This window comes from Azoarcus olearius, from assembly GCF_001682385.1.
Taxonomy (GTDB): Bacteria; Pseudomonadota; Gammaproteobacteria; order Burkholderiales; family Rhodocyclaceae; genus Azoarcus; species Azoarcus olearius.
This window is the reverse complement of sequence record NZ_CP016210.1, coordinates 2,956,502-2,983,407: the sequence shown is the minus strand read 5'-3', so window position 1 is coordinate 2,983,407 and position 26,906 is coordinate 2,956,502. Positions and strand designations below refer to the sequence as shown.

The window sequence follows — 26,906 nt, the reverse complement described above, 5'->3', positions numbered from 1 at the left end:
GCGGCCTACAAGGTTTTCAGGTACTCCAGCAGCGCGGCCCTGTCGGCTTCCGGCAGTGCGGTGCCGAAGTCGTGGCCCTGGTTGCCGCCGCCCTTCTGCGTGGCGTCGTGGCGGCTGCCGATGCGCTCGGCCTCCGCGCCGCTGCTGACGAAGCCGACCTTCTGCGGGTCGTAGACGTCGTAGCCGCGCCAGAACACCGTCGGCCGCTGCGCCGGCGGCGTCAGCAGGTCGGCCAGCGTGGGCACTGATCCGTTGTGCAGGTAGGGCGCGCGCAGCCAGATGCCGTCGAGGAAGGCGGCGACGTAGCCGGTCAGTGGTGCTTCCACCAGGCCGGGGCGGTCGATACCCATGTCGCGCACCACCTTGTTGGCTTCGGTGGCGGCTTTCTCGTTCCAGGTGTCGATGCGGTCGCGGCTGGTGCCGACTTCGGCCAGCGGCACCACGGTGCCGGTGCGGGCGGAGGCGTGACAGGCGGCGCACTGAGCGTCGAACAGCGCCTTGCCCTGGTCCGCCAGCGCGGCATTGACGGGAAACGGGAAGGCCGGCGCGCGCTTGGCGGCAAGGTAGTCCTGCAGCCAGCCGACATGGCCGAGGAACTCGCCGTTGTCCTTGGGCGCTGCGCCGAGCACGCCGAGCGCGGAGTCGATGATCACCGAGCGCGGGTCGTGGCTGTCGCCGGCGAAGTTCATGCGCATGCCCTGTTCCGGCTTGTACTTGCCAAGGTTCCACAGCGAGGGCATGTCGGTGGGGCCGAAGCTGTCGTCCATCGGCCAGCGGATCATGAAGTACTTGGTGAGGTTCATCGCGTCGTCGCGGCCGCGGCCCCAGGGCGGGAAATCGGCCCGGTAGAGCCAGGCGAACTGCTCCTCGCGTTCCAGCAGGGTCTTGCGCGTGATCGGGATGATGATGAAGCGGTACAGCGCCTGGTCGAGCAGCGGCATGTCGGTGACGAGGCGGATCTCCTGCATGAGGTTGTCGGCGTTGAAGCGCGGGTCCTTGGCGCAATCGACCAGAAAGCGGAAGAAGGCCCACAGGTTGAGCGTGTGGTTGGGCGCGGTGGTGACGAACACCGGGGCCGATTCCGCGCTGACGCGGTAGCTGCCGGTGTGGCAGGCCGCGCAGTTGTTGGCGACGCGCGGAAAGCCGACCACTTTTTTCGAGAAGCCCACCGGCAGTTCCTGGCCTTCTTCCCACACCACGCCGAGCGAGGCGTAGCCGCCGGGCCCGGGCAGCTTGTCGGGAAAGAGGCGCGGCAGCACGTAGAAGATCCAGTAGGGGATGCCGGCGTCGCGCTCGCCGCCGATCGAGCCGTACTTGAAGCGCATCTCCGGGTCGGCGGTGATCCATTCCGGCTGCGGCTCTTCGCGGAAGAACTTGTACCAGCCAAACACCGCGCCCCCGGCGAGCAGCAACACCAGCAGCACCAGCAGGGCGGCGAACACGGCGCCGCCTGCGTTGCGCGCGCGGGGGCGGAAGGATGGCGCGGAGCGGAAGGCGGGCTGCATGGCGGTCTCCGGCGGGGGTGCTCAAAAGGTCTTCAGGTATTCCACCAGCGCGTCCTTGTCGGCGGCGGGCAGCGCGGTGCCATAGGCTTCGCCTTCGTGGCCCTGGTTGCCGTTGCCGGGTACGCGGGTGTCGAAGCGGAACAGCGGCGGATCACCCGGTGCGGGCGGCGGCGGTTCGGCGAGGAAGCCGACGCGCATCGGGTCGAACACGTCGCTGCCGCGGATAAAGGTGGCGGGGCGCGCGAACGCCGGCTCCAGCAGATCGCGCAGCGTGGGGACGGAGCCGTTGTGCAAATAGGGCGCGCGCAGCCAGAGGCCGTCCAGCGGCATGTTGGCGTAGCCCCAGGTCTTGCGGAAATGCTGGAAGCGGTGCGGGTAACCGGCGTACAGCGTGGCCTGGTTCACCGCGAGGTCGCGGGTGTAGGAGTCGAGCCGGGCGCGGTCGGTGGCGATCTCGGCGATCGGCGTCACGTGGCCGACGCGCGCGCCGCGGAAGTCCTGCCCGCTGGCGCCGTGGCAGTCTGCACAGTAGCGGGCGTAAACCGGCGCGCCACGCGCGGCCAGGGCCTGGTTGATCGGGTAGGGATAGGCCGGCGGCGCGAGGTCGAGCAGCCAGTCCTCCACGCGCCCGATCGCGGCGAGGTCGATGGTGGGCGGCGTGGTGCCGGTGCCGAAAGCGGCGCTCTTGTTGCGTTCCTCGGTGTGGGTGTTGTTGCCGTCCCAGTGCAGCTCCATGCGCCTGCCGTCGTCGCGCGTCATGCGCTTGCGCTGGTGCCAGATCGACGGAAAGTCCGACGCGCCCAGCAGTTCCTGCGGCGGCAGCCGGTGCATCGGGAAGTTGAACAGCACCTTGGCCGAGTTGAAGGTGTCGACCCGTCCCGGCCCCCATTCCGGCTGGTCGAACACGAAGTCGAAGCGGCCGCGCAGCATCAGCAGGCGTTCGCGCATCAGCGCGACGGCAAGGGGATAGACGAGGTAGCGGTCGATCGGGTTGAGTCCGCCGGCGAGTTGGTCGATGACCGGCACGATGCGTTCGCGCGAGAAGTCGGGCCCGGCCGCGCAGTTGAACATGAAGGTTTCGAACGCGCGGATGTCGAAGCGGTGCGCGGGCATGCCGAGCACCAGCCGCGGCGCGGCGCCCGGGGCATCGCGCACGGTGCTGGCGTGGCACACGGCGCAGTTGAGGAAGACGCGGTCCAGCCCGAAGTGGCGGCGCTTCGACATCCCCACCGGCAGGTCGCGGCCGTTCTCGTAGATCAGCCCAAGTGCGGCGTAGCCGCGCTCGCGCCCCTGGGCGGGCAGGTGTTCGGCGCAGACCTGCGGCAGCGCCTGCCAGATCCAGTACGGAAAGCCGGACTCGCGCTCGCCCCCGGTAGAGCCGTACTTGAAGTGCTGCGCAGGGTCGGCATAGGTTTCCGGGCGGTCCGGCAGGAAGCGCAGCGCGGCGTAGAGCGCGCCGAGCGCGAGCCCGGCCCACGGCAGCAACACCAGCAGCCACAACAGCCAGCGCAGCCGGCGCAGCCGGCGGGGCGGCGCGGCGTAAGGCGGGGTGCGCGGCGGTACCGGGTCGGGCGTCATGGCGTTCCTCCCGCTGACGGGGGCGTGGCCGCGTGCAGCGCCGGGGTGGCGGGCAGGCAGGGGGCGAGCGTGGCGTAGGGGCGGGCGAGCAGCGGTGGATGCGTCGCGTCACCCGGCGGGAGCAGCGCGGCGATCGTCTCCAGCATCGCGGTGAGTTCCTCGGAGCGGGCAAAGGCGGCCGCGTGCGCGGCGGCGGGGGGCGGCATCGGCTGCTTCGGACGGGTCGCCGCCGGCTGCCGGTTCATTGCCAGGCGGTAGGCGATGCGCTCGGCGCAGCGTGCAAGGCTGGCGCGCACGCTGACGTCGTCGCCGCGCAGGAAGCCCGGCGGAAAGAGGCTGTCTTCGGCGTGGCATTGGCCGCAGTTGCGCGCATAGGGCTGCAGATCCGGCGGCCATGGGGTGCTGCGCACCAGCGGCGGGTCGGCGAGTTGGGCCGGTGCGCGGGGGGAAGGCGCCGCCGCGGCGACGGGCAGGCCGAGCTGCGGCAGCAGGGCCGCGAGCACGGCATCGCGCCGCAGCGGGGCATCGCCGAGCGGGCCCTCATCGCCCACCGATGGGCGTTGCGAAAGCGCTTCGAGTGCGCCATCCAGCGGGGCGAGGTCGGCGGCCCACACCAGTGCGACCGCCCGCCCGCCGTCGCCGAAGCGCAGTTCGCGCAGTGCTTCACCGCCGTTGTTGCGCAGCGCGAGGCCGTCGCGGCGGGGGTGGAAGCGCGCTGGTGCCGGTGTGCGGGCAGCGCCGAGTTCGAAGGCGCCGAGGTTGGCGCCGTCGATGACAAGGCGGTCGATGTAGCCGCCGCGGGCCGGGTCGGATGCGTTCAGGCGGCCGGTCAGCGTGCTGCCGTCCGGCGCGCTGCACGCCAGCGCAGGGCGCCCCGGAGGCGGCGGTTCGCACTGCAGCAGCTGTACGCGCGTGGATGCAGGGTAGGTGCCGAGGTGGCGGTCGAGCAGGCGGATGTCGGCGCTCGAGAAGAACTGCGCGAGCACGTGGATGGCCTGGCGCAGGTCGCCGGCATCGTGCCCCTGCCAGTGCGCCAGCGGCGCGCGCAGCGCGAGCGGATCGAAGGTGGCGGGCACGTCGGCGAGCCGCTGCGGCGTGAGCGCCTGGGTTACGCCGGCGAACGGCTGGCGGTTGGGTAGCGTGGGGTCTGCGATCGGCAGGCCGGCAGGCCAGTGGCGCTGCCAGTTGGCGCGCAGCTGCGCCGCGATATCGCGGGCGCGCTCATCGTCGAGCGCGATGTGCCGGCTGCCGCCCAAGCGGTAATGGAGGGCGAGGCGCAGCAGTCCGGCACGGCAGGCCGCCTCGCGCGCGGCCGATGCGTCCGCGCACCCTTCGCGCCAGACCTGCTGGGCGGCGGAGAGCTGGTTGGCGCGCGCGGTGGCCGCGTCGAACGCATCCGGCACGTCGACACCGTGGCGCCAGCGCAGGCCGTAGAAGTCGCGCCCGGTGGCGGCGAGCCGCGCCGCGATCGGCGGGCTGGCGGAGGTCTCGTCCCAGGACTGGCGCGAGAAGATCGGCGCGGCGTTGTGGTGGCAGGCGAGGCACAGCGTGCGGTTGGCGTAACCCACGCGTGCGCTGCCGCCGGGCCGGTAATCCCGTACCAGCTGGAATTCGAAGCGGCCGGCGGCGTCGTTGTAGCTGATGACTTCGAGCGCCGCGCTCTTCTCGTGGTACGCGACGTAGAGGCGGTCGCGCAGGTAGCGGTGGCGGGGCGCCGCGGCGGGCGGCGGTTCGCCGGTGACCGCCGCGACCACGCGTGGGTAGTGGAAGGCTTCCACGTCGCCCGCCGCATGCCGTTGCAGCGAGCGGCCGAGCGGAATCAGCACCACCGCGAGCCCGCCGCCGGGCTGTGTGGTGTCGAGCTGGCCGGCAATGTGCTGCAGCAGCGCCGCGATCGGGAAGGGCACCCGCACCTGGCCGTCCGGCGCGGTGAAGAGCTGGTCGAAGGCGGAGCGGCCGGCCGGGGGAAGGTTGCTGCCGGGGGCCTCCACTACGGTGGCAGGCGCGGCAGCGGGAGGCGGCGCGGTGGCCGCCGGCGGCTGCGGGGCAAGCCCGGGCGCGGCGCCGGCCGCGCCGGTGGCGAGTGCCGTTGCGATCATCCACACCGCCCGCGCCCGCATGTCCGCGCTCCCATGGCATCAACCCTGGCTGCGGATTGCTGCGACGCGCTGCTGCGTGCCGCCCCAGCAGTCTTCCTGCACCTTGCCGGTCTTCACGAAGTCCTCGCGCGCGCGCTCGGCGATCTCCTTGTTGTAGAGCAGGAAATTGACCACGAAGACGCGGTCCATGTAGGCGCGGCCGAGATAGAAGCCGGGATAGACCATGCGGATCTCGTCGCGGATCGCAAAGCCGTCGCGCCCGGCCATCACGTCGGGCATGCGGCGGTAGCCGGGCAGCTGGTCGGTGAAGGCGTAGTCGATGATGATGGATTCGCGCCGGCCGTCGAGCAGGCTCTGGCCGCAGTACAGCTTGGCCGGGAACAGCAGCCACTGTTCCTTGCCGTCGATGCGGGTGGTGGCGAGCGGCTGCTCCGCGCTGTCCTGCACCAGCCCCAACTGGCGCAGCGGAGCGAGGTCTTCAATGCGGTTGCGCAGCAGGCGTTGGTCGCGGAAGAAGACCTTGCCCTTCCACAAGGTCTCGCCGATCAGGTCGAGCTTGGCGCCGCCGACATTGACCGCGAGCGACTTCAACCCGCCGCCGGCGATCTCCGACAGCCGCAGCCGGCCGCTGCCGCCGCGCGGAAAGAACAGGTCGCCGTCGAAGGCGCCGTCCGGAATCGGGCCGGCGGTCAGGCGGGCGTAGATCTGGTCCACCTGCTCCTGGTCGAGAAAGGACAGGTTGGCCGGGGTGATCTTGTAGAGGTCGGCCGACGCCAGCGGGTGCTCGTATTCCAGCCGGGCGAAGTCGGGCTTGGCGGCGTAGCCGTCGCCGTGGCTCATGAAGGCGATCTCGGGGGCCGTGCGGTCGCGGCGGTCGAAGAAATCGCAGCCGGTGCCGAGCGCCAGCACGGCGAGGGCGGTGCCGGCAAGCGTGCGAAGCGGAGCGGAGGCAGTCATGGCGGTCCCCCTTTACAGCGTGGCGAGGAAGGCGATCAGGGCGTTCTTGTCGCCGTCCGGGAGGTCTTCGCCGAAGCGGTGGCCTTCGTTCTCGATCTCGGCGGTGCAACTGCTGTAGGCCTGCTTGACCAGATGGGGGCGCGCGCGCAGCGCCTCCACCAGCGCGTTGGGTTTGCCGGCCAGTTCCTCGCCGATTGCGCGCAGGTCGTCGAACACGCGGCCGCCGGTCTCGTCACCCAGGCGCTGGCGCAGCGCGCTGCGGGTCTCCTCCGGGGCGGTGCGGGCGTGCACCAGATCGACCACGAACTGCTTGTGCTGGAAATTGCCGAGCGTGCCGGCGGTGACGCCGCGGCCCTCGATCTCGGCCGGGATGGTGAGCGCGAAGCCGAGCAGGGTTTCGCGTTCGGTGCCATCCCACAGCCGGGGACCGATGCGCAGCGTGACGTCCTGGTTGAGCAGCGTGACCTTGGGCAGGCGCTGGCCGGGGTGCAGCAGCTCCATCATCGACGCCTTGTAGAGCTGGTAGCGGCCCTCGACGCTGGGGTCGTAGGCGACGCAGGCGGGCTGCTGCCCGGGCGGCAGCAGCTTCACCAGGCTGCCATCCACATAGCGCGGACGCTGCGCGTAGAAGTCGTTCTCCGCGTGCTGCGGCTTGCCGCACAGCTCGGGGCCGATTGCGTTGTTGTGCATGAAGGGCGCGTGGGCCCACAGGTTGAGCAGCGAGATGTTGCGGTAGTGGCCGCGGCCGCCGTCGCCGGGCTCCTTGATGTTGGGGTCCGGCGGCTGCGCGCGCAGGGTTTCCGAGCCGTATTCCTGCCAGACGTGGCCGGCCATGTGGTTGGAATGCAGCGCGCGGCAGCGGAAGGTGCCGACCTCGCTCGCGGGTGTCGGTTTGTCGTTGCCCAGCCAGTCCTGACGCAGGCCACTCTTGAGATCCAGCTTGTGGAAGTCGAGCGCAGCGAACTGGCCAGCGGCAGCCTCCGGCTGGCTGGAGTGGCAGCGGGCGCAGGTATTGGCGAACACGTCGCGGCCGCGCGCGACGGCGTTGGGGCCGAATTCGCGCTCGAGGTCGGCGATCAGGTCCTGCTCGGTGTAGCGCGCCCCGGGCGAGCGCATGCGCAGCACGTTCTCGCGCGCTGCGCGCAGGTCGGTGGCGGCGGCCTCGGCAGACATGAAGAAGTCGAGGAGGTTGCCGAGGCGGTCCTCGATGGCGCGGAAGTTGGGGCAGTCGCGCCGGCACTGACCGATGTCGAACGGGGTCTGGCCGAAGCCGCGCTGCTGCGGGTCGAGCTGGCGCAGGTCGCTGAGGTGATTGACCCAGCACTGTTCGGAACACGAGCCGATGTTGAAATACACGCGCTGGATGGCTTCGAGCGCGCCAATGGAGTCCTCGCCGCCCTTGAGGATGTGATGCACGGTGTCCTGCTGCATCGACTTCTTCCAGCACTTGCCGTTGCGGCCGGGTTCGCACCAGCAGCGGGTTTCGTCGGCGCCGCCGTTGGCATTGCCACCGCCTTCGCCACAGCTATTCACCTTGCGCCATTTCAGCACCGCCTCGTTGGCGAACACCGGCCGCTGCGGGATGTTGATCAGCGCGTTGATGGTGCCGGGGTTGTTCACCTGGTCGGTGGGAATCGCCGATGTGTCGCTGGTGCCGGGCCGGGCGTGGGCGAACATCTGCCATTCCAGCGTGTTGCTGGCCATGCCGGAGACCATGATCTCGGAGATGCGGGTGTATTGGTTGCCGATCAGGCCCTTGATGTTCTCCCACTGCGGGTGGGCCGGGTCGGTTGGCGGGTTGAGCGGGTCGAACGCAATGTGGCAGGAGCCGCAGGAGGTGCCGATCAGGAAGGGCGGTTCCACCGCGCCGTCCATCAGCCGCGAGCGTTCCGGTTCTGCCGCGCCGCCTGCGGCCGGGATGCGGCGGTTGTAGCCGCCCCATGTGCCTAGCCTGCCGTTGAGCTGCTGCCAGGCGGCCTTGTCGAACCGCGGGTTGGGAAACTTGCGGATGCCAAGCGCGCCGGTGGAGGTGCCGAAGCGCAGGTCACAGGCGGATTGGCGCTGGTCGGCGGGGCCGTGCGGGTCGCCTTCGGCCATCGGCGCGTCGACGAAATCGCAGGCAGGGTCGCGGTAGCCTTCGCGGCCGACGTAGCGCAGCAGTTCCTCGTCGCCCGGGCACCAGTCGAGGCCGTAGGTTTCGTCGAGGCTCTGCGCCGGGCAGTTGGCGCTGCCCGGCACGCAGCAGGCGGGGTCGTTGATGATGCCCCAGGCGCGGAAGCGGTCGTCGCGCTGATCGGCGCGCAGCACGCGGAACCAGTCGATGAGCACGCCCACGCGCTGCTGGAACACGTAGGTGTGAAAGCGTTCGTTGCCTGCGGTGGCCTTGAACCAGATCAGGCGTCCGGCGCACTGCGAGGCGGTCAGTCCTTCGCGCGCGCAGGCTTCGAAATAGGGCTTGTCCTGTTCGTGCACCGCGTTCGCGGCAGGCGTTTGCGGAGGTGCCGGATCGGCCGCCGGCGTGCCGCTGCCGGGAGGCGGCGTCTGCGCGACAAGCGGCAGTGCCGCGAGCACGACGAGGATGATCGACAGGGCAGCGAGCAAGGGGCGTGTCGCCATGGCGCGTTCCTCCTGCAGGTGGCGAAACGGCAACCGGGGCGCGGCACGCGATCGGACGCCTCGATGACGAGAGGGCATGACGAAGGCGAAATCACGCATGCAGCGGCGATACCGGCCGACTGCCGCGGCCCGGCGAATCTCTCTGCCGGCAGGGGGTTGGGCGGGGTGGCCGATGTTCGGCGCACCTTCTCGGGACCGGCGATGGGTTAGTTAAGTGGTAGCAGGAAATACCCCGCTTGCAAGAAGCGTTGCATTCCTGCGGCGCATGCCGATGCGGCGGGATTCCTTTCCCTATCGCGCCCTGTGGCGACATGGCTGGCGTTGCCGGGCGATGGTCTGCTCGCCACACTGTTTCCATGGTCCCCGCCTCCTCCGCCAGCAGGGATCGCCTGCACGCCGCGACGCCCGTCATCCTGTTCGGCTCCTTCGATCGGCATAACCTTGGCGATCTGCTGTTTCCGCACCTCGTGGCCGCGCTGCTACCGGGGCGCCGTTGCATCCCGGCGGGCCTCGCCGCCCGCGACCTGCGGCGCTGGGGCGGACACCGGGTTTACGCCCTGGGGCAGCTAACCGCGAACTGGGAGGGTCCGCCGCCGGTGCTGGTGCATGCCGGCGGTGAATTGCTGGACTGCGATGCATGGCAGGCCGCGGTGATGCTGCAGACGCGGGACGGTGCCGGTCAGGCCATCGCGCGCTTCCAGGGTTTGCCTGCAGCCGCCGCCGACTGGGCTGCCGAGCAAACCGGCTCCACTGCGCTGGCGCCTTATGCGGTGGCGGGCGGACGCGTGCCGGCCGGGACGACGATCATCCACAACGCGGTCGGGGGCGTGGGGCTTGCGGCGCGCCCGGCACCATTCCGCGATACGGTGCGCGCGGCGCTGAGGGATGCCGCGGCGGTGGGCGTGCGAGACCGCCATACGCAGGCCACCCTCGCGGCCTGGGGCATCGGGGCCGTGCTGCTGCCCGATCCGGCGGTGATGACCGCCTCGATTCTGGGTGACGCTGTCGTCCGCCGTGCGGCAAGGGGCGAGCCCGCGTTGATCCGCCGCCTGTTTCCGCGTGGTTATGTGGCCGTGCAGTTGGGTCCGGGTTTTGAGGACGATGCCAGTTTGGCGCGTCTTGCCGGCGAACTCGACCGCGTCGCGCTGACAACCGGGCAGGCCACGGTGCTGTTCAGAGCGGGGGCCGCGCCATGGCACGACGACTTCTTCACGTTGACGCGACTGGCGGCACGCATGCGTACCCCGGTGCGCGTTTTCGCTTCGCTGCATGTGCTCGACCTGTGTGCGTTGCTGGCGGGCGCGGCCGGCTACTGTGGAAGCAGCCTGCACGGGCGCATCGTCGCCTTGGCCTTCGGCCGTCCGGCACTGACCTTACGAAGTAGCGCCGCCGCGGAGCAGGGCGCAAAGACCCACGCCTATCTCGAGACCTGGCCCTCGACGGCGGGGCCAGCGGAGTCCGGAGTGGCGGGGCTGGCGGACGCGCTGAACACGTGTCTCGGGGCCGACACGACCATCCTGGCAAAGGAGGCAGAAGCGCTCGCGGCGCGCTATCGCCGCGAGTGGTCGCAACTCGCCGCGCCCATATGGGTGACGGACGAACGCCCCGGATCCGCCCAGGAGTAGGGCAGGGGCGCGCGGCACAGCAGGCGGTCAGGAACACGGCTGAACTGCCAAGCGGCCGCATATTGAAGAATTCTTGATAAAAACCTTGACGGGCAATGATCGACTGTATATAGTTATGCCTTCTCCGACGCGGGGTGGAGCAGTCTGGCAGCTCGTCGGGCTCATAACCCGAAGGTCGCAGGTTCAAATCCTGCCCCCGCAACCAACACCTCGAGGACCTGATTTAGGTTCTCGACAAAAAAAGCCGATCGATAATGTCGATCGGCTTTTTTATTTCCCGGCGCTGTCGCTTCTCGGCACGGCGAAATCACGCCGCAGGCGGCCATCAGGACAGGCCATGTTCCGGGGCGGCGGGATGGCCGTGTCCGATCCCGCCTCCGAGGGGCAGGAGCAGAGCCGCTTCCCGCCCAACTTTCCGCCGGTCTTACCCGAGCTTGCGTGCGTGCACCATGTAATTCACATCGGTGTCGCGGCTCAGGGCATAGACCTTGGTGATCGGGTTGTAGGTCATGCCAGACAGGGAGACGAGCTCCAGGCCGGCGTTGCGGCAGTACCGCGAGAGTTCGGACGGTTTGATGAACTTGGCGTAGTCGTGCGTGCCGCGTGGCAGCAGGTTCAGCAGGTATTCAGCGCCGACCACCGCGAACAGATACGCTTTGAAATTGCGGTTGAGCGTGGAGAAGAACACCGCGCCGCCGGGCTTTGCCATCTGCGCGCAGGCGTGCACCGTGCTTTCGGGGTTGGGCACGTGCTCCAGCATCTCCATGCAGGTCACCACATCGAACTGTGCCGGATGAGTGGCCGCGTGTGCTTCCGCGCTGGTCAGCTGGTAATCGACCTGAAGTCCGCTTTCGTACAGGTGCAGCCGGGCGACGCCGAGCGCTTTTTCCGACAGATCGATGCCGGACACCTCGGCGCCCCGCTGCGCCATGCCTTCGGACAGCAGGCCGCCGCCGCAACCGACGTCGAGCACCTTCTTGCCAGCTAGGCCGCAGTGGCCGTCGATCCAGTCGAGGCGTAACGGATTGATCTCGTGCAGGGGCTTGAATTCGGACGCAGGGTCCCACCAGCGGTGGGCGAGGTCGCTGAATTTCTGGACTTCGGCGGGGTCGGCGTTGGTATTCATTCGGTGGCCTCGCAGGGCAGGGAGGTGCAGCCGGGAACCGGCGGCAGGGTTCGCACAAAATGAAAAAGCCCTGCCGGAGCAGGGCTTTCATTGCGATGCGGCGTATTACTTGGAGCCGATCACTTCAACTTCAACGCGGCGGTCCGGCTGCAGGCACTCGATCAGCGCCTTGCGGTTCTTGACGGAGTCGCACTTGTTGCCGGTCACGGGCTGCTTTTCGCCCTTGCCTTCGGTGTAGACGCGGTTGGCTTCGACACCCTTGCTGACCAGGTAGGTCTTCACGGCGGCAGCGCGGCGCTCGGACAGCTTCTGGTTGTAGGAGTCGGAACCCAGACGGTCGGTGTGGCCGACGGCCAGGATGACTTCAAGCTTGATGCCCTTGGCCTTGGCGGCCAGGTCGTCCAGCTTGGTGCGGCCTTCCGGCTTCAGCACGGCCTTGTCGAAGTCGAACAGGGTGTCGGCGGACAGCTTGATCTTGTCGGCCAGCGGAGCCGGGCCGCCAGCGGGAGCGGGGGCAGCCGGAGCAGCCGCGGTGGCGGCGGTACACTTTTCCTTCGGAACGATGTCGCCGTCGCATTCGCAACCGGCGGGGAACTCACCGGCCATGGCGGTGGAGGCGGCGGCCGGGCTCCAGTAGCCAGTGCGCCAGCACAGGCCGGTGCCGCTGCGGGCAACCGCGTTGCGGGCGTCGATCACGTACGGAACTTCGCCCTTGCCATCGACGACCACGTCCTTCGCTTGGGCGAAGGCGGCGGAAGCGGACAAGCCGATCGAGGCGATCGCGGCCAGCATGAGCATCTGTTTCTTGGTGTGTTTGATCATGGTTTCCTCATTGAAGGGCAAAGACTGAAAGCGCCGCTGCTTTCGAATTAAAGCAGGAATACAGCCTCAACATAGCCGAATTCTTGTCGGATCGAGCCGGATTAGCTGAATTATCCAGTTCAATTAACGAGTTTAGTTTGCCACAGCGCTGCGAGCCTGAGCAATTCTCTGTCGCTTATTTGCAACAGCGCAATGCCTTGATCCACGCGGGTTTCGCCGTCAATCCAGACGTGGGAGACGTGCTCGCGGCCGGCAGCATAGACCACGTGCGAGGCGGGGTCGAAGCAGGGTTGGGTCGCGATCGACGACAGGTCGATCGCGCACAGGTCGGCCTGCTTGCCCACCTCGAGGGAGCCGATGCGCTCGTCGAGCCCGAGTGCGCATGCGCCGTCCAGCGTCGCCATGCGCAGCACCTGGTGAGCGGGCAGTGCGCTCGCGTCGCCGGTGGAGACCTTCGCCAGCAGGGCTGCGTGGCGCATTTCCTGCAGGATGTCGAGCCGGTTGTTGCTGGCTGCGCCGTCCGTTCCCAAGGCAACGGTGATGCCAGCCGACGCGGCGCGCGCGATCGGGGCGATGCCGCTGGCCAACTTCATGTTCGATGTGGGGCAGTGCGCGATCGCGCAACGGTGACGGGCAAGGAGGTCGATGTCGCTGTCGTCGAGATGCACGGCATGGATGCCGAGCAGGTTCTCGCCGAGAAGGCCGAGGTGCGCGAGACGTGAAATCGGGCGCAACTGATGTTCGGCGAGCGAGCCCCGGATCTCGTCCGCGCTTTCGTGCAGGTGGATGTGGACCGGGAGGTCGAGTTCGCCGGCAAAGCTGGCAATGCGTTCGAAGCTGCGGTCGGACACGGTGTAGGGCGCGTGGGGCGCCAGGGCGAAGCCGATCCGCGGGTGGCTGCGCCAGCGGTCCCTTACCGCGAGCCCCTTGGCGAGGTAATCATCGGCGTCACTGGCGTAGGGAGTCGGCGCGTCGATGACGACGAGCCCCAGTAGCGCGCGCATCCCCAGCATGTCGGCGGCTTCGGCCGCGGCCTCGGGATGGAAGTACATGTCGTTGAAGGTCGTGATGCCGCCTCGCAGCATTTCGGCGATCGCAAGCAGTGTGCCGTCGCGCACGAATTCGGCGCTGACGTGCTGTCCTTCCACCGGCCAGATCGCCTCCTGCAGCCATCGCATCAGCGGCAGGTCGTCAGCGATGCCGCGCATCAGATTCATCGCAGCATGGGTGTGGGCATTGACCAGCCCGGGCAGCAGGACGTGGTGGTCCAGCAGGAACTCGCGGGTGGCGGTGTACTGCGCGCGCGCCTCGGTGCTCGGTAGCAGCGCGATGATGCGTCCGTCGCGCACCGCGAGCGCGTGGTTTTCTAGAACCGTGGCGGCCGGCTCGATCGGGATGATCCAGCGCGCGAAGATGAGGAGATCGACTGTGTTGCTCACGCTTGTGGCTCCAGGTGTTCGTCGCGCCGGCAGGGGTCGTCGTCACGCCGTGCGGGCAGGTCGGATGCGTTGTTGTTGGTACGCGGGCAACCGAACAACATAGTATTAATCTTGTGACAATGCCGTAACGCAGTTCACGGCGTTCATGTCAGAATGCCTTGGCAAAGCACAGCGAAAGCGGTTGGCGCCGTTCGGATTCCATGCCCCAAGTCCCCGAAAAGATCGGCAAATACAAGGTGGTGCGCGAAATCGGGCGCGGCGCCACGGCCACCGTTTACCTTGCCGAGAACCCGCATTATCCGGAACCCGTCGCGGTGAAGTACATCCGCTTCGACGACAAGGTGAAGGATGAGGCGAAGTGGAACCGCCGTCTGCTGAAGCTGCTGAAGGCCGAGAAGGCGGTGGCGAGCCGCCTGGATCATCCCAACATCATCCGCATTTTCGATGCCGTGATCGAGGCGGACGAGGCCTATGTGGTGATGGAGTACTTCCCGGGCGAGTCGCTGGAGCGTTACGCGAGCTTCGAGCGCCTGTTGCCGCTTCATCGCACCATCGGGATCGTGTTCAAGTGCTGCATGGCGCTGGACTACGCGTTCCGCCAGGGCATCGTGCATCGCGACATCAAGCCCGCCAACATCCTTGTGGATGAGCACGACAACGTGAAGATCACCGACTTCGGTCTCGCGCTCAATATTGGCAAGAAGGTCGAAACCGATTCCACCTTCATCATGGGGGTTGGTTCGCCCGCCTACATGAGCCCGGAGCAGATCAAGGGCTACCCCCTCAACCAGAAGACCGATCTGTACTCGCTCGGGGTGGTGCTCTTTCACCTGCTCACCGGCCGCCTGCCGTTCCGCGCGGCCAACCCGGCGCAACTGGTCTACAAGATCATCAATGCGGATCCCCCTTCCGTCTCGCAGCTCAATCCGGATGTTCCGGAGCAGATGGACGCGGTGATCCGGAAGGCGCTCGAGAAGGATCTCTATTCGCGCTACAAGAACGGTGCCGAGTTCGCCAAGGATCTGGCGGCGGTCCGGTACAAGATCGTCGATGACTCGCTGGTGCCGGCCGATACCAGTCGCTTCAAGGCACTGCGCAAACTGGTGTTCTTCACCGAGTTCGACGACATCGAATTGTGGGAGGTGCTACGGCTGTGCGCATGGCGCAAGGCCGACGAGCATGTCACCTTGATGCGCGAGCGCGATCCCGACCAGCGCTTCGGCCTGCTGGTCGAAGGGCGGATCGAGCTTTCCGCGCAGGGGCGCAAGGTGTTCGATCTGGAAGCGGGGGAGGTGTTCGGCGAGGACGGCTGGCTCGACGCACGGGAGCATGCGCGCAAGATCACGGTGGTGACCTTGACCCCCATCGTGTATCTCGAAATCAATCCCGCCGCGCTCGCACTGGCCACCGAGGAGGTGCAGGCGCACTTCCGCAAGGAGGTGACGACGGTGCTCATCCGTCGTTACGCCACGCTTGCCCAGGCCGTGGCGCAGGGCAAGGAGCCGGCCACGCGAGGCGACTACACCGCCACCGGTGGCCTGGATCTGCAACTGCTCGACGATTAGGTTCGCACCCTGTGGGTCGCGACGGGCCCCGTCCTTAAACGCTGAGATCGATCTGGCTGATGCTACCCGCGCTGCCGTCCTCGCGCAGGTAGATGCTGCTCGCCCGCATCACGCCCTGGGTGTTGTTGGCCGCGTCCTTGTAGCTGAACGGCGTTGCGACGTTCGCGAGGTAGAGTGCGCCGACACCTGCATTGGCAAGGCTGGTCAGGGTGCCTTTGCCGTTTGCATCCGGCTTCCACACGGCGAGTCGGGCGAAATCGGCGTCGGCCTCGTCCAGCCAGCCGTTGCGATCGCTGTCGAGTGCGGCGAGTTCGGCGAAACCGTTGCCGCTGGTGGGCCCGAACAGTTCGCTGCCGTCGTCGATGCGACCGTTGGCGTTACGATCGAAGGCGAGATAGCCGCTGCCGCCAAGCAACGGGAGCGCCTCCTTGTTGCCGTCCGCATCCAGGTCGAAGCTGAAACGGACGTCGGACAGCGTGCTCGCGGATCCGGCAAAGTCGAGCACCAGGGGGTCCTTCAGCGCGGCCGTGCCCAGACGCAGTTGTTGCGACACCTCTTCGCTATACGCGCGGTGAAGCGCGAAATCGAGCGAAAACGTGATTTCGCGGCCGTCGGCGGTGCGCACGCTGCCGGCGGCGGAAAAGGTGGTGTGCTCTTCCTCGCTGTAGCGGGCCTGATAGTCCCATTCGAGGCCGAAGCCCGCACTCGCCGAGGATGCGCCGGAGCCACCGGTGCCCGTGCCGGCCGCCGGATCGCGGAGATCGTCGAGGCCCATCAGCTTTACTGGCTTGCCGGTCAGGAATTCGATCATCCTCACCAGCACCGACAGGCGCGGATCCTCGGTTTCGGCGCTGTCGGCGGCGGTCGGCTCTGCCCGCGCGGCCGCTCTCGCCTCATCCGAGAGGCTGACCTGTGCGCGCGGCGAGCCCGCGCCGGCGGTGCCGCGACGATCACCCGACCACATCTCGAGTCGTTCGGATACCGCGAGCTGGCGCGATTCGCTATGGCTCGATTGAAGCTCGATCGCGGAGGATGCGATTCTCATGGCCGGTGCTCCGGTTGCAAGGTCCCGAAGCCATTAACGGCCGGCAGCGGCAAAAATTTAGCGCCGGCGGCCTTCGGCATCGCCGATGGCGATGTTCACCAGCCACGTGAATACGCTGTAGAGCAGCGCGCCCCAGAAGGCCGTCCAGAAATCGGCCACATGGACGCCGCCGACCAGGCCGGACACGCCCCAGAACAGCAAGGCGTTGATGATCAGCGCGAAGATGCCAAGGGTAAGCACGGTAATCGGCAGCGTGATCAGGATCAGCAGCGGACGGATCATCGCGTTGACCAGGCCGAGCAGCAGCGCGGCGACGAGCGCGGCCGCATAGCTATCCACCCGCAGGCCGGAGATCAGCTCCGGCAACAGCAGCAGGGCGACGGCGTTGAGTATCCAGCGCAGGATCAGCCGCATCAGTCAGCCGCTCCCAGGGCCAACGCGCGGCCGCGCGCGGCTTCGCGCTCGGCGTCGGTGGGCGGCGTGGCGGTCAGCCAGTTGCCGGCCTCGCTCCGCACGCGCCGTTCCAGCGCGTCGATCCAGTCCGGCCGTTCATTCAGGCACGGGATGTAGTGGAACTCGCGCCCTCCGGCACCGAGAAATGCGGCGCGGCATTCCATGGCGATCTCCTCCAGGGTTTCCAGGCAGTCTGCGACGAAACCCGGGCACATCACATCGACGCGGCCGACGCCGTCGCGCGCGAGGGCTTCGAGCGTGGGCTGGGTGTAGGGTTCCAGCCAGCGGGTGCGGCCAAAGCGGGACTGGAAGCTCACGATGACGCGTTCCGGCGCCAGCCCAAGGGACTCGGCCAGCAGGCGGGCGGTGCGGTGGCACTCGCAGTGGTAGGGGTCACCCCTTTCAAGGGTATAGCGCGGCAGCCCGTGAAAGCTCATCAACAGACGGTCGGGCTGGCCGTGCTGCGTCCAGTGCTCGCGGACGCTGGCCGCGAGCGCGCCGATGTAGCCGGGGTCGTCATGAAAGCTGCGCACGAAGCGCAACTCGGGCAGGTTGCGCCAGTGCTGCAGGCAGCGCGCCACTTCATCCATGACGCTGGCGGTGGTGCTCGCGGCGTATTGGGGATACATCGGAACGACGAGGATCCGGGTGCAGCCCGCTGCCCGCAGCGCGCCCAGCTTGTCGGCCACCGCAGGCGCGCCGTAGCGCATCGCCCAGTCCACCCGTACATCGTCGCGGCTGGCGAAGCGCGCCGCGATCAGTTCGGCCTGGCGGCGGGTATGAACCGCCAGCGGCGACCCTTCGTCGGTCCAGATGCTGGCGTACTTGGCGGCGGATTTTCTCGGGCGGGTGTTGAGAATCACCCCATTCAAAAGCGGCAGCCACACCGCGCGCGGGATTTCCACCACCCGCGGGTCGGACAGGAACTGCCGCAGGTAGGGGCGCAGCGCAGCCGCCGTTGGCGCAACCGGGGTGCCAAGGTTGACCAGCAGGATGCCGGTGCGCGCGGTGCTGCCGTGGCGATGCGGGGCTTCGGTCCAGAATCGGGCCATGGGATCTTCCGGGATTGGGTTGTCGGCCCGCGGCGCGGGCAGCGATTCAGTGATTGGACGACAGCGCGTTCGACAGCAGGCGCGCGGTGATGTCGACGATCGGGATGACTCTGTCGTACGCCATGCGCGTGGGGCCGATGACGCCGACCGAGCCGACGACCTCGCCGTCCACTTCATAACTGGAGGTGATGACGCTGCAGCCGTCGAGCGGCGCGAGTCCGGACTCACCGCCGATGAAGATCTGCACGCCCTGGGCGCGGTTGGAGAGGTCCAGCAGCTGCATCAGTCCGGTTTTCTGCTCGAACAGTTTGAAGAGTTCGCGCAGGCGCGACATGTTGGACGACAGGTCTTCGACTTCGAGCAGGTTGGTTTCGCCCGAGATGACGTAGTTGTTGCCGGTTTCGGCCGCCGCTTCGGTGCCGGCTTCGACCGTCGCGGTCATCAGCTCGCTCATGTCGCTGTGGAGCTGCTTCAGCTCGTCCTGGACGCGGGTGCGAATCTCGTCGAAGGACAGCCCGGCGAAATGTTCATTCAGGTGCTGCGCGGCATTGCTCAGTTCGACCGCGGAATACGCCCGCTTGGTGAGTAGGATGCGGTTCTGCACGTCCCCGGCCGCGGTGACGATGATCAGCAGGATGCGCGATTCGGACAGGCGGATGAATTCGATCTGTCGGATCCGCACCGCTTCCTTGCGCGGCGCCACCACGACGCCGGCGAACTGGGTGAGTTGCGACAGCAGGTGCGACGCGGAGCTGATCAGCCGCTGCGGCTGGTCGGGCAGCAACTGCCCCTGCAGTTCTTCCACCCTCACGCGGTCCATCGGATGCACGGTCAGCAGGGCGTCGACGAAGAAACGATAGCCGAGCGCCGTGGGCACGCGCCCCGCGGAGGTGTGCGGGCTGGCGATGAAGCCCATCTCTTCGAGATCGCTCATGACGTTGCGCACCGTCGCCGGGGATAGTTCCAGCCCGGAATAACGGGACAGCGCACGCGACCCGACCGGCTGGCCGTCCGCGATATAGCGTTCGATCAGCGTCTTGAGCAGGATCTGGGAGCGGGCGTCGAGCGGGTTCATGGCAGTAGGCAAGGATAGTGCCTGATTCTAGGGAAGAGCACAGGCTGCTGCCAAGCGTCAGTGCGCGCCAAGCCGATACATGAATGTGGTTTAATCCGCGCCCATGAGTGCGCACTTTCGCAGCGTTGCCCTGATCGGAAAATACCAGAGCGCCGATGTCGCAGAATCCGTGTTCGCGATCGCGAATCACCTGCGGCAGCGGGGGCTCGTTGTGTGGATCGAACAGGGTACGGCAAGTTCCATTGGCGGTGCGGCCGACTTCACGGTCGCCAGCTACGAGGAAATCGGCTTACGCGCCGAGCTGGCGGTGGTGATCGGCGGCGATGGCACGATGCTCAATGCCGCGCGGCGGTTGGCAGAACACCAGGTGCCGCTGGTCGGTGTCAATCTCGGCCGGCTCGGCTTCCTCACCGACGTCGCGCGCAGTGATGCCCTGCAGCGTCTGGAAGAGATCGTGGACGGCCGTTACAGCGAAGAGTCCCGCTTCATGCTCGACGCCGAGGTGCTGCGCAGCGGCGAGCGCGTATTCCAGACCCTCGCGCTGAACGATGTCGTGGTGAATAAGGGCGACCTTGGCCGCATGATCGAGTTCGACCTGTCGATCGACGGCGAATTCGTCTATACGCAGCGCTCGGACGGCATGATCATTTCGACGCCCACCGGCTCTACCGCCTACGCGTTGTCGGCCAACGGTCCCATCCTTCATCCCGGCGTGGGCGGCATCGCGTTGGTGCCGCTGTGTCCGCACGCACTGACCGCGCGCCCGGTCACCTTGCCCGACACCTGCCGCATCGAAATCCGGCTGCTGCCGCCTCACGACGCCAGCATCCACTTCGACGGCCAGGCGCGCTTCGACGCACGCGCGGGCGACTGCGTGCGCCTCGGGCGCTCGCCACTCGCGGTGCGGCTGCTGCATCCCGAGGGTTACAACTACTACGCGATGCTGCGCGAAAAGCTGCACTGGAGCGCTGTTCCCCGCCACAACTGACCGGCCCCTCGCGCCGGGCTTCTGCCGAATCCAACCTATGCTCCGCCGCCTGACCATCCGCGACTTCGTCATCGTCGACCGCCTGGAACTCGAATTCGGCCCGGGTTTCGGCGCCCTCACCGGCGAAACCGGCGCGGGCAAATCCATCCTGCTCGACGCGCTCGGGCTGGCGCTCGGGGCGCGTACCGACAGCGCCGTGGTACGCCGCGGGCGCGACAAGGCCGACATCGCCGCCGAGTTCGATCCCCCGCGCGAACCGGCCGCCCTGGCGGCCTTCAGCGCTTGGCTGGCCGAGCAGGAGCTGGCGGCGGACGACGACACCGTGATCCTGCGTCGTGTCGTCGATGCCGGCGGGCGCAGCCGCGCGTGGATCAACGGCACCCCGGTCACCCTGGCGCAACTGCGCGACGCGGGCGAATGGCTGGCGGACATCCACGGCCAGCACGCCCACCACGCCCTGCTGCGCAGCGACGCCCAACGCGTCCTGCTCGACACCCACGCCGGAGCCACCGCGCTGGCGGCGGAAGTCGCTGCCAGCCATCGGGAATGGCAGCAGGTGGTCGCGCTGCGTCGTTCGGCCGAACAGGATTCCGCTGCCTCCGCGCGCGAGCGCGAGTTGCTGTCGTGGCAGCTGAAGGAGCTTGACGACCTGGCGTTCGACGCCGCGGAGTGGAGCGAACTGAACGCCGAACACGGTCGGCTCGCCCATGCCGCGAGCCTGATGCAGGGCGCGGATGAAACCCTGGCTGCACTGGGCGAGGGCGACTACGCGGTGTGCGCGCTGCTCAGCCAGCTCGAAGCGAGAATCGGGACGCTGACGGAGGTGGATGCGGGCCTCGCCGATGTGCGCGAGCTGCTGTCCTCGGCGGCCATCCAGGCCGACGAGGCGCTGCACGCCTTGCGCCGCTACCGCGAGCGGCTCGACCTCGATCCGCAGCGTCTCGGGCAGGTCGAGCAGCGCATCGGCACTGTCACCGACGTCGCCCGCAAATACCGCGTTGCCCCGGAAGACCTCCCCGCGTTGGCCGACGAGTGGCGCGCGCGCAACGAAACCCTTGCTGCCCAGGCCGATCCGGTACGGCTGGCCGAGGCCGAGGCCGAGGCCCGCCGCGCCTACGATGCCGCGGCGCAGCGCCTCAGCGCGGCGCGTCGTCCCGCCGCGGCCGCGCTGTCGCAGGAGATCACCACCGCCATGCAGACGCTGGCGATGGAAGGAGGGCGCTTCGAAGTCGCGCTGGTGCCGGGCGAGCCCGCGGCGCATGGCCTGGAGCAGGTGGAGTTCCGGGTTGCCGCGAACGCGGGGCAGGAACTGCGCAGCATGGCCAAGGTGGCCTCGGGCGGCGAACTCTCGCGCATCGGCCTCGCCATCCAGGTGATGACGAGCCGCGACTCGGCGACCCCGACGCTGATCTTCGACGAAGTGGACGTGGGCATCGGCGGCCGCGTCGCGGAGATTGTCGGCACCTTGCTGAAGCGCCTGGGCAGCGACCGCCAGGTGTTGTGCGTGACCCACCTGCCTCAGGTGGCCGCCTGCGCCGACTGGCAGTGGCGCATCGCCAAGGCAGAGCGTGACGGCGAAACCCTGAGCGACGTGCGTCCGCTCGACGCGCACGCCCGCATCGAGGAAATCGCGCGCATGCTGGGCGGCGTCAACATCACCGCCACCACGCGGCAGCACGCCGCGGAGATGCTGGGGCTGGGGTAAGGCCTGCGCCGCCGCCGGGCGGCGCTCAGTGCTCGCCGTGGCGGTTGGGGCAGTCCTTGCGCAGGCAGTCGGCGTACAGGTACAGCGCGTGTTCCTTTACGGCAAAGCCGCGCGCTTCGGCGATCGCGTTCTGGCGCTTTTCGATTTCGGGGTCGAAGAACTCTTCGACCTTGCCACATTGCAGGCAGACGAGGTGGTCGTGGTGGCCGCCCTGGTTGAGTTCGAAAACCGCCTTGCCGGATTCGAAGTAATGCCGCTCCAGCAGGCCGGCCTGCTCGAACTGGGTAAGGACGCGATAAACCGTGGCCAGGCCGATGTCCATGCCTTCGCCCATCAGCAGGCGATAGACGTCTTCTGCCGTGAGGTGGCGCTGGTCGGAAGTCTGGAAGAGGTCGAGGATCTTGAGGCGCGGATAGGTCGCCTTGAGGCCGATGCTCTTGAGGTTCTTGGAGTTCTCGGACATGTTCGTCCTGTGGGGAGAGAATGCAGGCGCTGCCGCGGTACGGCCCTATGTTATATTTTTTGCCCTTTACTGAGAACCAGCGCCGCTTTCGGCGGTGCATTACCGCGAAACTCCCCATGCGTTCCTTGCTCATCCCCGCGTTCGTCGCTGCCAGCATGCTGGCCGGCTGCTCCATTGGCACGATCGCGCAGAAGGTCGATCCCTACCGGATCGACATCCGCCAGGGCAACTATGTCGATCAGGCCATGGTGTCCCAGCTGAAACGCGGCATGAGCCGTGAGCAGGTCCGCTTCGTGCTCGGCACGCCGCTGGTGGTCGATATCTTCCGCAGCAACCGCTGGGACTACGTCTACCGCTTCAAGCCGGGCAATGGCGAACCGGAACAGCGCGTGTTCTCGGTGTTCTTCGTCGATGACAAGCTGGACCACGTCGAGGGCGACATCCTCGCCGGCGACCCGCAGGAGGCCGCTGCCAGCCAGCAGGCCAACCGCAGCCGCGTGGTTGAAGTGCCCGCGGAAAGCAAGAAGTGACGTGGGCGGCCCAGGCCGCTCCAATCAGGAACAAGACATGACGACACCTGTACGTGTAGCAATCGCAGGCGCTTCCGGCCGCATGGGCCGCATGCTCATCGAGGCCGCGCTGAAGGACGAGGAGGTCGTGCTGGCCGCCGCGTTCGACCGCGCCGGCTCGCCCTTCATCGGTCGCGATGCCGGCGAATTCGCCGGCGTGGCGAGCGGCGTCGCGATCACCGACGACGTGCACGCCGCGGTGGCCGCCGCCGACTGCGTGATCGACTTCACCCGCCCCGAAGGCACGCTGGCGCACCTTGCCGTCGCGCGCGAGCTGGGCAAGGCGATGGTGATCGGCACCACCGGTTTCGAGGCCGCCGGCAAGGCCGCGATCGCCGACGCCGCGCAGGCCATTCCGGTGGTGTTCGCCCCCAACATGGCGGTCGGCGTCAATGCGGTGTTCCGCCTGCTGGAGGTTGCCGCGCGCATCCTCGACGAAGGTTACGACGTCGAGGTGATCGAAGCGCACCACCGCTTCAAGGTCGATGCACCGTCCGGTACCGCGCTGCGCATGGGCGAAGTGGTGGCGCGCGAACTCGGGCGCGACCTCGAAACCTGCGCCATCTATGGCCGTGAAGGCGTCACCGGCGAACGCAAGGCGGAGACGATCGGGTTCTCCACCATCCGCGGCGGCGACGTCGTCGGCGACCACACGGTGCTGTTCGCCGGCATCGGTGAGCGCATCGAGATCACCCACAAGTCGGGTAGCCGCATGCCGTATGCGCTGGGCTCGATGCGGGCCGCGCGTTTCCTGCGCGGGCGCAGCAACGGCCTGTTCGACATGCAGGACGTACTCGGCCTGCGCTAGGTCGCCACGATGAGCGCCGGGCCCGCGACACCCGAAGGGGATGACCAGCGGACGGCGCCCGCCGCCGACGCCGCGTCGCTGCGGCGTGAACTCCAGATCACCCGTGAGCATCTGCACCTCGCCCTGCTCGGCGAGGGCGGTGGCGTGTGGGCGTGGCAGCTGGATAGCGACGAACTGCAGCTGGACGAGGGCGCGTGGCGCTGGCTGGGTTATCCGCCCGGCAGCGTCGGGCCGCATCCCGCCGACTGGTTGCCGCTGCTGCGCAGCGAAGACGCCGACACCCTGCACGCCCGCCTGGCCGCCCATCTGCGCGGCGAAACGCCGCAGCTGGATTGCGAGTTCGGCCTGCGCGCGGCGGACGGCAACTGGCGCTGGGTGCAGGTGCTGGGACAGGCCAAGGAGCGCGGCGCCGACGGTCGCTGGCGACAGCTCGCCGGCATCTACCGCGATGTCACCCGCCACCGGCTGCGCGAACTCGAACTGCTGCAGGCCAAGGAGGCCGCCGAGGCTGCCAGCCGCGCCAAGGGCGAATTTCTCGCCAACATGAGCCATGAGATCCGCACGCCGATGAACGGCATCCTCGGCATGACGGATCTGCTGCTCGATTCCGCCCTGGCGCCCGAGCAGCGCGACTACCTGCAGACGGTCAAGTCCTCGGCCGAGGCGCTGCTGACCCTGCTCAACGACATTCTCGACTTCTCGCGGATCGAGGCCGGCCGCCTGAGCCTCGAGGAGATCGACTTTTCGATCAGCGGGCTGGTGGCCGAAACCCTGCGTACGCTGGCCTTGCGCGCGCACCAGAAGGGGGTGGAGCTGTTCTTCGACGTTGCTCCGGACGTGCCCGCGGTGCTGAAGGGCGATCCTGCCCGCATCCGCCAGGTGCTCACCAACCTGGTCGGCAATGCGATCAAGTTCACCGAACGCGGCGAAATCGAACTCGACGTCACGGTCGTCGACACGGACGATCGCCACGCCACGCTGCTGGTCACCGTGCGGGACACCGGCATCGGCATTCCGGCCGAGAAGACCGAGGCGATCTTCGGCGCCTTCGCCCAGGCCGACAACTCCACGACGCGCAAGTACGGCGGCACCGGGCTCGGGCTGGCGATCTGCAAGCATCTGGTCGAACTGATGGGGGGCGAATTGCGGGTGCAGTCCACGCTGGGAGAGGGCAGTCGTTTCAGCTTCAGCCTGCGCCTTGCCCGCGTTGCCTCGCCGGTGCCACGGTTGCCGGAAGTCCTGCGCGGCGCGCGCGCGCTGGTGGCGGTGACCAACCCGGCGTTCGGCGAGCGGCTTGCTGCGCAGCTCGTCCGCGCCGGCCTGGTGCCGGTGCTGGCCGCTGATGGCGCGGGCGCGCTAGCCGCCCTGGCGGCTGCTGCCAGCGCGAACGCCCCGTTCGATTTCGTGCTGATGGACGCCGACATGCCGGCGCCCGGCGGCTTTGCGCTCGCGGAGCGCTTTCAGGAAGCGGCGCCCGCGCTCGACCGCATCGTGCTGATGCTGCCCAGCCACACCCAGCGCGCCGACCTCGTCCGTTGTCAGCAACTCGGCTTGCAGTCGCGCCTGGCCAAACCCTTTGCTGCCGAAGACCTGTACGAGGCCTTGCGCATCGCCCGCGTGGGTAGCGGCGCCATGAGCGAGGAGAGCCTGTTTGCCTTCGACCCGCAACGCACGCTGACCGAAAGGCTGCGCGCCGAGCGGGCGCCGGAGCGGCGGCTGGACATCCTGCTGGTCGAGGACAACCCGGTGAATCAGACCGTGGCCTCACGGATGCTGGAGCGCGTCGGCCACAAGGTCACCGTGGTGAACAATGGCGCCGAGGCGATCGAGGCCTTCGATGCCGGCCATTTCGACCTCGTGCTGATGGACCTGCAGATGCCGGTGATGGGCGGCATCGAGGCCACCCAGGCGATCCGCGCACGCGAGGCGCGGCGCAGCTGGGCGGTGCAGGGCGGCTGGCGGGCGGTGCCGATCGTGGCAATGACCGCGCACGCTATGGAGAGCGACCGTGCGCGCTGCCTCGAGGCGGGCATGGACGACTATGTCGCCAAGCCGATCCGCGCCGGCGACCTGCTCGCGGCGATCCGGCGTGTTTGCTCGCCGGCAACGGATGAAGACGAAGGCGGGGGCGACACCAGCCTGCTCGATACCGATGGCGGCGAGGGCCCCGTTGCCAGCCTGGACGAAGCGCGCGCGATGTTCGACGGCAACGAGGACATCGTGCAGCAACTGGTGGCGGTGTTCTTCCGCGACCTCGGCGCCACGCTGGCGGAGTTGCGCAAGGCGGGCAGCAGCGGCGATTTCACCCGTCTGGTGGAGATTGCGCATTCGATCAAGGGCTCGGTGGGCCTGTTCTCGGCCCAGCGCGCGGTCCACGCCGCTGCGGCGGTGGAGCAGGCCGCGCGCGTTGGCGACGCGGCCGCCTCCGGCGCCCTGCTCGAAACCCTGCTGCGCGAAATGAACGCCGCCGCCACCGCGCTGCGCAGGCTGCAGCGCAAACCCTGAGCCCCTGCGCGGGCGCGTCGTCCCGCGGCCTTTGCGGTCGCCGTGCCGGCCTTATTTCGGCGACGCGCCGGCGGCGTAGAAGGCTCGCGGCGAGCAGCCGAAAGCGCGGCGGAACATCGCCGAAAACGCGCTCGGACTGGCATAGCCGAGTTCGGCCGCAATCTCCGCGTAAGGCCGGCCCTGGGCGACCAGTACCGTGGCGTGGGTCAGCCGCACCTGCTGGCGCCACAGCCCGAAGCTCATCCCCATCTCGCTCTGGAACAGGCGCGCCAGCGTGCGTCCGCTGGCACCCACCCGCCGCGCCCATTCGGTCAGCGGCGCGTTGTCCGCGGGGTCGGCCATCAACGCTTCGCATAGCGCGGCAAGGCGACGGTCGCTCGGCTGCGGCAGGCGCAGGTTCAGCGTGCGCGCCTGGCTCAGCTCGGTCAGCAGCAGCGCCTGGATCTGCGTCCGACGTTCGCTTTGGGGCGGGCGCGGCAGCAGGGCTTCGATCAGTTCGCGCAGCAGCGGCGTGATCTCCAGCACCGCGCAGTGCGATTCGGGCAGCGCCGCGCAGCCCTCGGCCACGTGCACCACCCGCAGCCGGACATGGCCGAGCATGCTCTGCTGGTGCTCAACGCCCGGTGGCACCCACAGCGCGCGAAAAGGTGGCACCAGCCAGCGGCTGCCCGGCACGTCCATGCATACCGCGCCGCTTACCGGGTAGGCGAGCTGGCCCCAGGGATGGCTGTGCCACGGAATGATCGAATCCGGTGGCGGCTCGCGCACCAGCACCGAGATCGGGTCTTGCGTCGTCGGCTGCGGACGGGGCGGAAGTTCAAAAATCGGCCGTGGCATGTTCTCGATAGTAGTTGTCCGGCTTGCGCATATTTGCCAAACGATCGCCGGATTATCATCGGTTTGCCTTCTTT

At 68.1% G+C, this 26,906-nt stretch carries 21 protein-coding genes and 1 tRNA gene; 8 read left to right on the top strand and 14 right to left on the bottom strand.

Annotated features, from left to right (window positions below; translation table 11 throughout):
• Nucleotides 1-5: 5 nt before the first annotated feature.
• From dqs_RS13580 to dqs_RS13560, 5 genes are read right to left on the bottom strand one after another with little or no spacing between them, the layout of a single operon-like run.
• Nucleotides 6-1,505 carry a c-type cytochrome gene (locus dqs_RS13580; RefSeq protein WP_065340832.1) on the bottom strand — a complete coding sequence of 500 codons (1,500 nt, stop codon included), beginning with the start codon at nt 1,503-1,505 and terminating at the stop codon, nt 6-8.
• A gap of 21 nt (nt 1,506-1,526) precedes the next feature.
• The gene (locus dqs_RS13575) at nt 1,527-3,083 is read right to left on the bottom strand and encodes a c-type cytochrome (RefSeq protein ID WP_065340831.1); all 1,557 of its coding nucleotides are present in this window, start codon (nt 3,081-3,083) and stop codon (nt 1,527-1,529) included.
• A complete protein-coding gene (locus tag dqs_RS13570) occupies nt 3,080-5,203 on the bottom strand; it encodes a hypothetical protein (protein ID WP_065340830.1) in 2,124 nt (707 codons plus the stop codon). The genes dqs_RS13575 and dqs_RS13570 overlap by 4 nt, the downstream gene beginning before the upstream one ends.
• Before the next feature lie 18 nt (nt 5,204-5,221).
• Nucleotides 5,222-6,139 (bottom strand): hypothetical protein, encoded by a 918-nt coding sequence (locus dqs_RS13565; protein ID WP_065340829.1) that lies wholly within the window; start codon nt 6,137-6,139, stop codon nt 5,222-5,224.
• Nucleotides 6,140-6,151: 12 nt separating this feature from the next.
• Entirely contained in the window at nt 6,152-8,755 is a 2,604-nt protein-coding gene (locus dqs_RS13560; RefSeq protein ID WP_065340828.1) for a hypothetical protein, read from the bottom strand.
• 356 nt (nt 8,756-9,111) lie between these two features.
• On the opposite strand from dqs_RS13560, the gene dqs_RS13555 reads away from it, so the two are divergent.
• Together dqs_RS13555 and dqs_RS13550 are read left to right on the top strand one after the other, a co-directional pair.
• The gene (locus tag dqs_RS13555; protein ID WP_065340827.1) at nt 9,112-10,380 is read left to right on the top strand and encodes a polysaccharide pyruvyl transferase family protein; all 1,269 of its coding nucleotides are present in this window, start codon (nt 9,112-9,114) and stop codon (nt 10,378-10,380) included.
• Nucleotides 10,381-10,508: 128 nt separating this feature from the next.
• Nucleotides 10,509-10,585 (top strand) — tRNA-Met (locus tag dqs_RS13550).
• A 219-nt stretch (nt 10,586-10,804) separates the two neighbouring features.
• Here dqs_RS13550 and ubiG read toward each other — a convergent pair.
• The 3 genes from ubiG to dqs_RS13535 form a co-directional block, all read right to left on the bottom strand.
• A complete protein-coding gene (gene ubiG / locus dqs_RS13545) occupies nt 10,805-11,506 on the bottom strand; it encodes a bifunctional 2-polyprenyl-6-hydroxyphenol methylase/3-demethylubiquinol 3-O-methyltransferase UbiG (protein ID WP_011766316.1) in 702 nt (233 codons plus the stop codon).
• 105 nt (nt 11,507-11,611) lie between these two features.
• Nucleotides 11,612-12,328 (bottom strand): OmpA family protein, encoded by a 717-nt coding sequence (locus tag dqs_RS13540; protein WP_011766315.1) that lies wholly within the window; start codon nt 12,326-12,328, stop codon nt 11,612-11,614.
• A 119-nt stretch (nt 12,329-12,447) separates the two neighbouring features.
• Nucleotides 12,448-13,767, bottom strand: a complete 1,320-nt coding sequence (locus tag dqs_RS13535; protein ID WP_065340826.1) for a TRZ/ATZ family hydrolase — start codon at nt 13,765-13,767, stop codon at nt 12,448-12,450.
• Between the two features lie 200 nt (nt 13,768-13,967).
• Here dqs_RS13535 and dqs_RS13530 point away from each other — a divergent pair, with 200 nt between their 5' ends.
• Nucleotides 13,968-15,332 carry a serine/threonine-protein kinase gene (locus dqs_RS13530; protein WP_065340825.1) on the top strand — a complete coding sequence of 455 codons (1,365 nt, stop codon included), beginning with the start codon at nt 13,968-13,970 and terminating at the stop codon, nt 15,330-15,332.
• Between the two features lie 34 nt (nt 15,333-15,366).
• Here the strand turns inward: dqs_RS13530 and dqs_RS13525 are convergent, their stop codons facing one another.
• Genes dqs_RS13525 through hrcA form a run of 4 tightly spaced genes read right to left on the bottom strand, consistent with a single transcriptional unit; the run spans nt 15,367 to nt 18,957 of the window.
• The gene (locus dqs_RS13525) at nt 15,367-16,377 is read right to left on the bottom strand and encodes a hypothetical protein (RefSeq protein WP_065340824.1); all 1,011 of its coding nucleotides are present in this window, start codon (nt 16,375-16,377) and stop codon (nt 15,367-15,369) included.
• 57 nt (nt 16,378-16,434) lie between these two features.
• Nucleotides 16,435-16,791: a phage holin family protein gene (locus tag dqs_RS13520; protein ID WP_011766310.1), complete on the bottom strand. Its 357-nt coding sequence runs from the start codon at nt 16,789-16,791 to the stop codon at nt 16,435-16,437.
• Nucleotides 16,791-17,882, bottom strand: coding sequence for a ferrochelatase (gene hemH / locus dqs_RS13515; RefSeq protein ID WP_065340823.1), 1,092 nt, complete (start codon nt 17,880-17,882; stop codon nt 16,791-16,793). The genes dqs_RS13520 and hemH overlap by 1 nt, the downstream gene beginning before the upstream one ends.
• A 46-nt stretch (nt 17,883-17,928) precedes the next feature.
• Complete coding sequence (gene hrcA, locus dqs_RS13510; RefSeq protein WP_065340822.1) at nt 17,929-18,957, bottom strand: heat-inducible transcriptional repressor HrcA; 1,029 nt, start codon at nt 18,955-18,957, stop codon at nt 17,929-17,931.
• 103 nt (nt 18,958-19,060) lie between these two features.
• On the opposite strand from hrcA, the gene dqs_RS13505 reads away from it, so the two are divergent.
• Entirely contained in the window at nt 19,061-19,945 is an 885-nt protein-coding gene (locus tag dqs_RS13505; protein WP_065340821.1) for an NAD kinase, read from the top strand.
• Between the two features lie 37 nt (nt 19,946-19,982).
• On the top strand, nt 19,983-21,650 hold the full coding sequence (gene recN / locus dqs_RS13500) for a DNA repair protein RecN (RefSeq protein ID WP_065340820.1): 1,668 nt from the start codon (nt 19,983-19,985) through the stop codon (nt 21,648-21,650).
• Nucleotides 21,651-21,675: 25 nt separating this feature from the next.
• Here the strand turns inward: recN and fur are convergent, their stop codons facing one another.
• Nucleotides 21,676-22,113, bottom strand: coding sequence for a ferric iron uptake transcriptional regulator (gene fur, locus dqs_RS13495; protein WP_011766305.1), 438 nt, complete (start codon nt 22,111-22,113; stop codon nt 21,676-21,678).
• Between the two features lie 116 nt (nt 22,114-22,229).
• Here fur and dqs_RS13490 point away from each other — a divergent pair, with 116 nt between their 5' ends.
• Genes dqs_RS13490 through dqs_RS13480 form a run of 3 tightly spaced genes read left to right on the top strand, consistent with a single transcriptional unit; the run spans nt 22,230 to nt 25,995 of the window.
• Nucleotides 22,230-22,643, top strand: coding sequence for an outer membrane protein assembly factor BamE (locus dqs_RS13490; protein ID WP_041642620.1), 414 nt, complete (start codon nt 22,230-22,232; stop codon nt 22,641-22,643).
• 37 nt (nt 22,644-22,680) lie between these two features.
• On the top strand, nt 22,681-23,490 hold the full coding sequence (dapB, locus tag dqs_RS13485; protein ID WP_065340819.1) for a 4-hydroxy-tetrahydrodipicolinate reductase: 810 nt from the start codon (nt 22,681-22,683) through the stop codon (nt 23,488-23,490).
• A 9-nt stretch (nt 23,491-23,499) separates the two neighbouring features.
• Complete coding sequence (locus dqs_RS13480) at nt 23,500-25,995, top strand: response regulator (RefSeq protein ID WP_065340818.1); 2,496 nt, start codon at nt 23,500-23,502, stop codon at nt 25,993-25,995.
• A gap of 51 nt (nt 25,996-26,046) precedes the next feature.
• Here the strand turns inward: dqs_RS13480 and dqs_RS13475 are convergent, their stop codons facing one another.
• Nucleotides 26,047-26,832 (bottom strand): AraC family transcriptional regulator, encoded by a 786-nt coding sequence (locus tag dqs_RS13475; RefSeq protein WP_011766301.1) that lies wholly within the window; start codon nt 26,830-26,832, stop codon nt 26,047-26,049.
• Nucleotides 26,833-26,906 lie beyond the last annotated feature (74 nt).

Coding starts and splice junctions, on each gene's coding strand:
- dqs_RS13580 (WP_065340832.1), bottom strand. CDS start 1,505: ATGCAGCCCGCCTTCCGCTCCGCGCCATCCTTCCGCCCCCGCGCGCGC.
- dqs_RS13575 (WP_065340831.1), bottom strand. CDS start 3,083: ATGACGCCCGACCCGGTACCGCCGCGCACCCCGCCTTACGCCGCGCCG.
- dqs_RS13570 (WP_065340830.1), bottom strand. CDS start 5,203: ATGCGGGCGCGGGCGGTGTGGATGATCGCAACGGCACTCGCCACCGGC.
- dqs_RS13565 (WP_065340829.1), bottom strand. CDS start 6,139: ATGACTGCCTCCGCTCCGCTTCGCACGCTTGCCGGCACCGCCCTCGCC.
- dqs_RS13560 (WP_065340828.1), bottom strand. CDS start 8,755: ATGGCGACACGCCCCTTGCTCGCTGCCCTGTCGATCATCCTCGTCGTG.
- dqs_RS13555 (WP_065340827.1), top strand. CDS start 9,112: ATGGTCCCCGCCTCCTCCGCCAGCAGGGATCGCCTGCACGCCGCGACG.
- ubiG (WP_011766316.1), bottom strand. CDS start 11,506: ATGAATACCAACGCCGACCCCGCCGAAGTCCAGAAATTCAGCGACCTC.
- dqs_RS13540 (WP_011766315.1), bottom strand. CDS start 12,328: ATGATCAAACACACCAAGAAACAGATGCTCATGCTGGCCGCGATCGCC.
- dqs_RS13530 (WP_065340825.1), top strand. CDS start 13,968: ATGCCCCAAGTCCCCGAAAAGATCGGCAAATACAAGGTGGTGCGCGAA.
- dqs_RS13525 (WP_065340824.1), bottom strand. CDS start 16,377: ATGAGAATCGCATCCTCCGCGATCGAGCTTCAATCGAGCCATAGCGAA.
- dqs_RS13520 (WP_011766310.1), bottom strand. CDS start 16,791: ATGCGGCTGATCCTGCGCTGGATACTCAACGCCGTCGCCCTGCTGCTG.
- hemH (WP_065340823.1), bottom strand. CDS start 17,882: ATGGCCCGATTCTGGACCGAAGCCCCGCATCGCCACGGCAGCACCGCG.
- hrcA (WP_065340822.1), bottom strand. CDS start 18,957: ATGAACCCGCTCGACGCCCGCTCCCAGATCCTGCTCAAGACGCTGATC.
- dqs_RS13505 (WP_065340821.1), top strand. CDS start 19,061: ATGAGTGCGCACTTTCGCAGCGTTGCCCTGATCGGAAAATACCAGAGC.
- recN (WP_065340820.1), top strand. CDS start 19,983: ATGCTCCGCCGCCTGACCATCCGCGACTTCGTCATCGTCGACCGCCTG.
- fur (WP_011766305.1), bottom strand. CDS start 22,113: ATGTCCGAGAACTCCAAGAACCTCAAGAGCATCGGCCTCAAGGCGACC.
- dqs_RS13490 (WP_041642620.1), top strand. CDS start 22,230: ATGCGTTCCTTGCTCATCCCCGCGTTCGTCGCTGCCAGCATGCTGGCC.
- dapB (WP_065340819.1), top strand. CDS start 22,681: ATGACGACACCTGTACGTGTAGCAATCGCAGGCGCTTCCGGCCGCATG.
- dqs_RS13480 (WP_065340818.1), top strand. CDS start 23,500: ATGAGCGCCGGGCCCGCGACACCCGAAGGGGATGACCAGCGGACGGCG.
- dqs_RS13475 (WP_011766301.1), bottom strand. CDS start 26,832: ATGCCACGGCCGATTTTTGAACTTCCGCCCCGTCCGCAGCCGACGACG.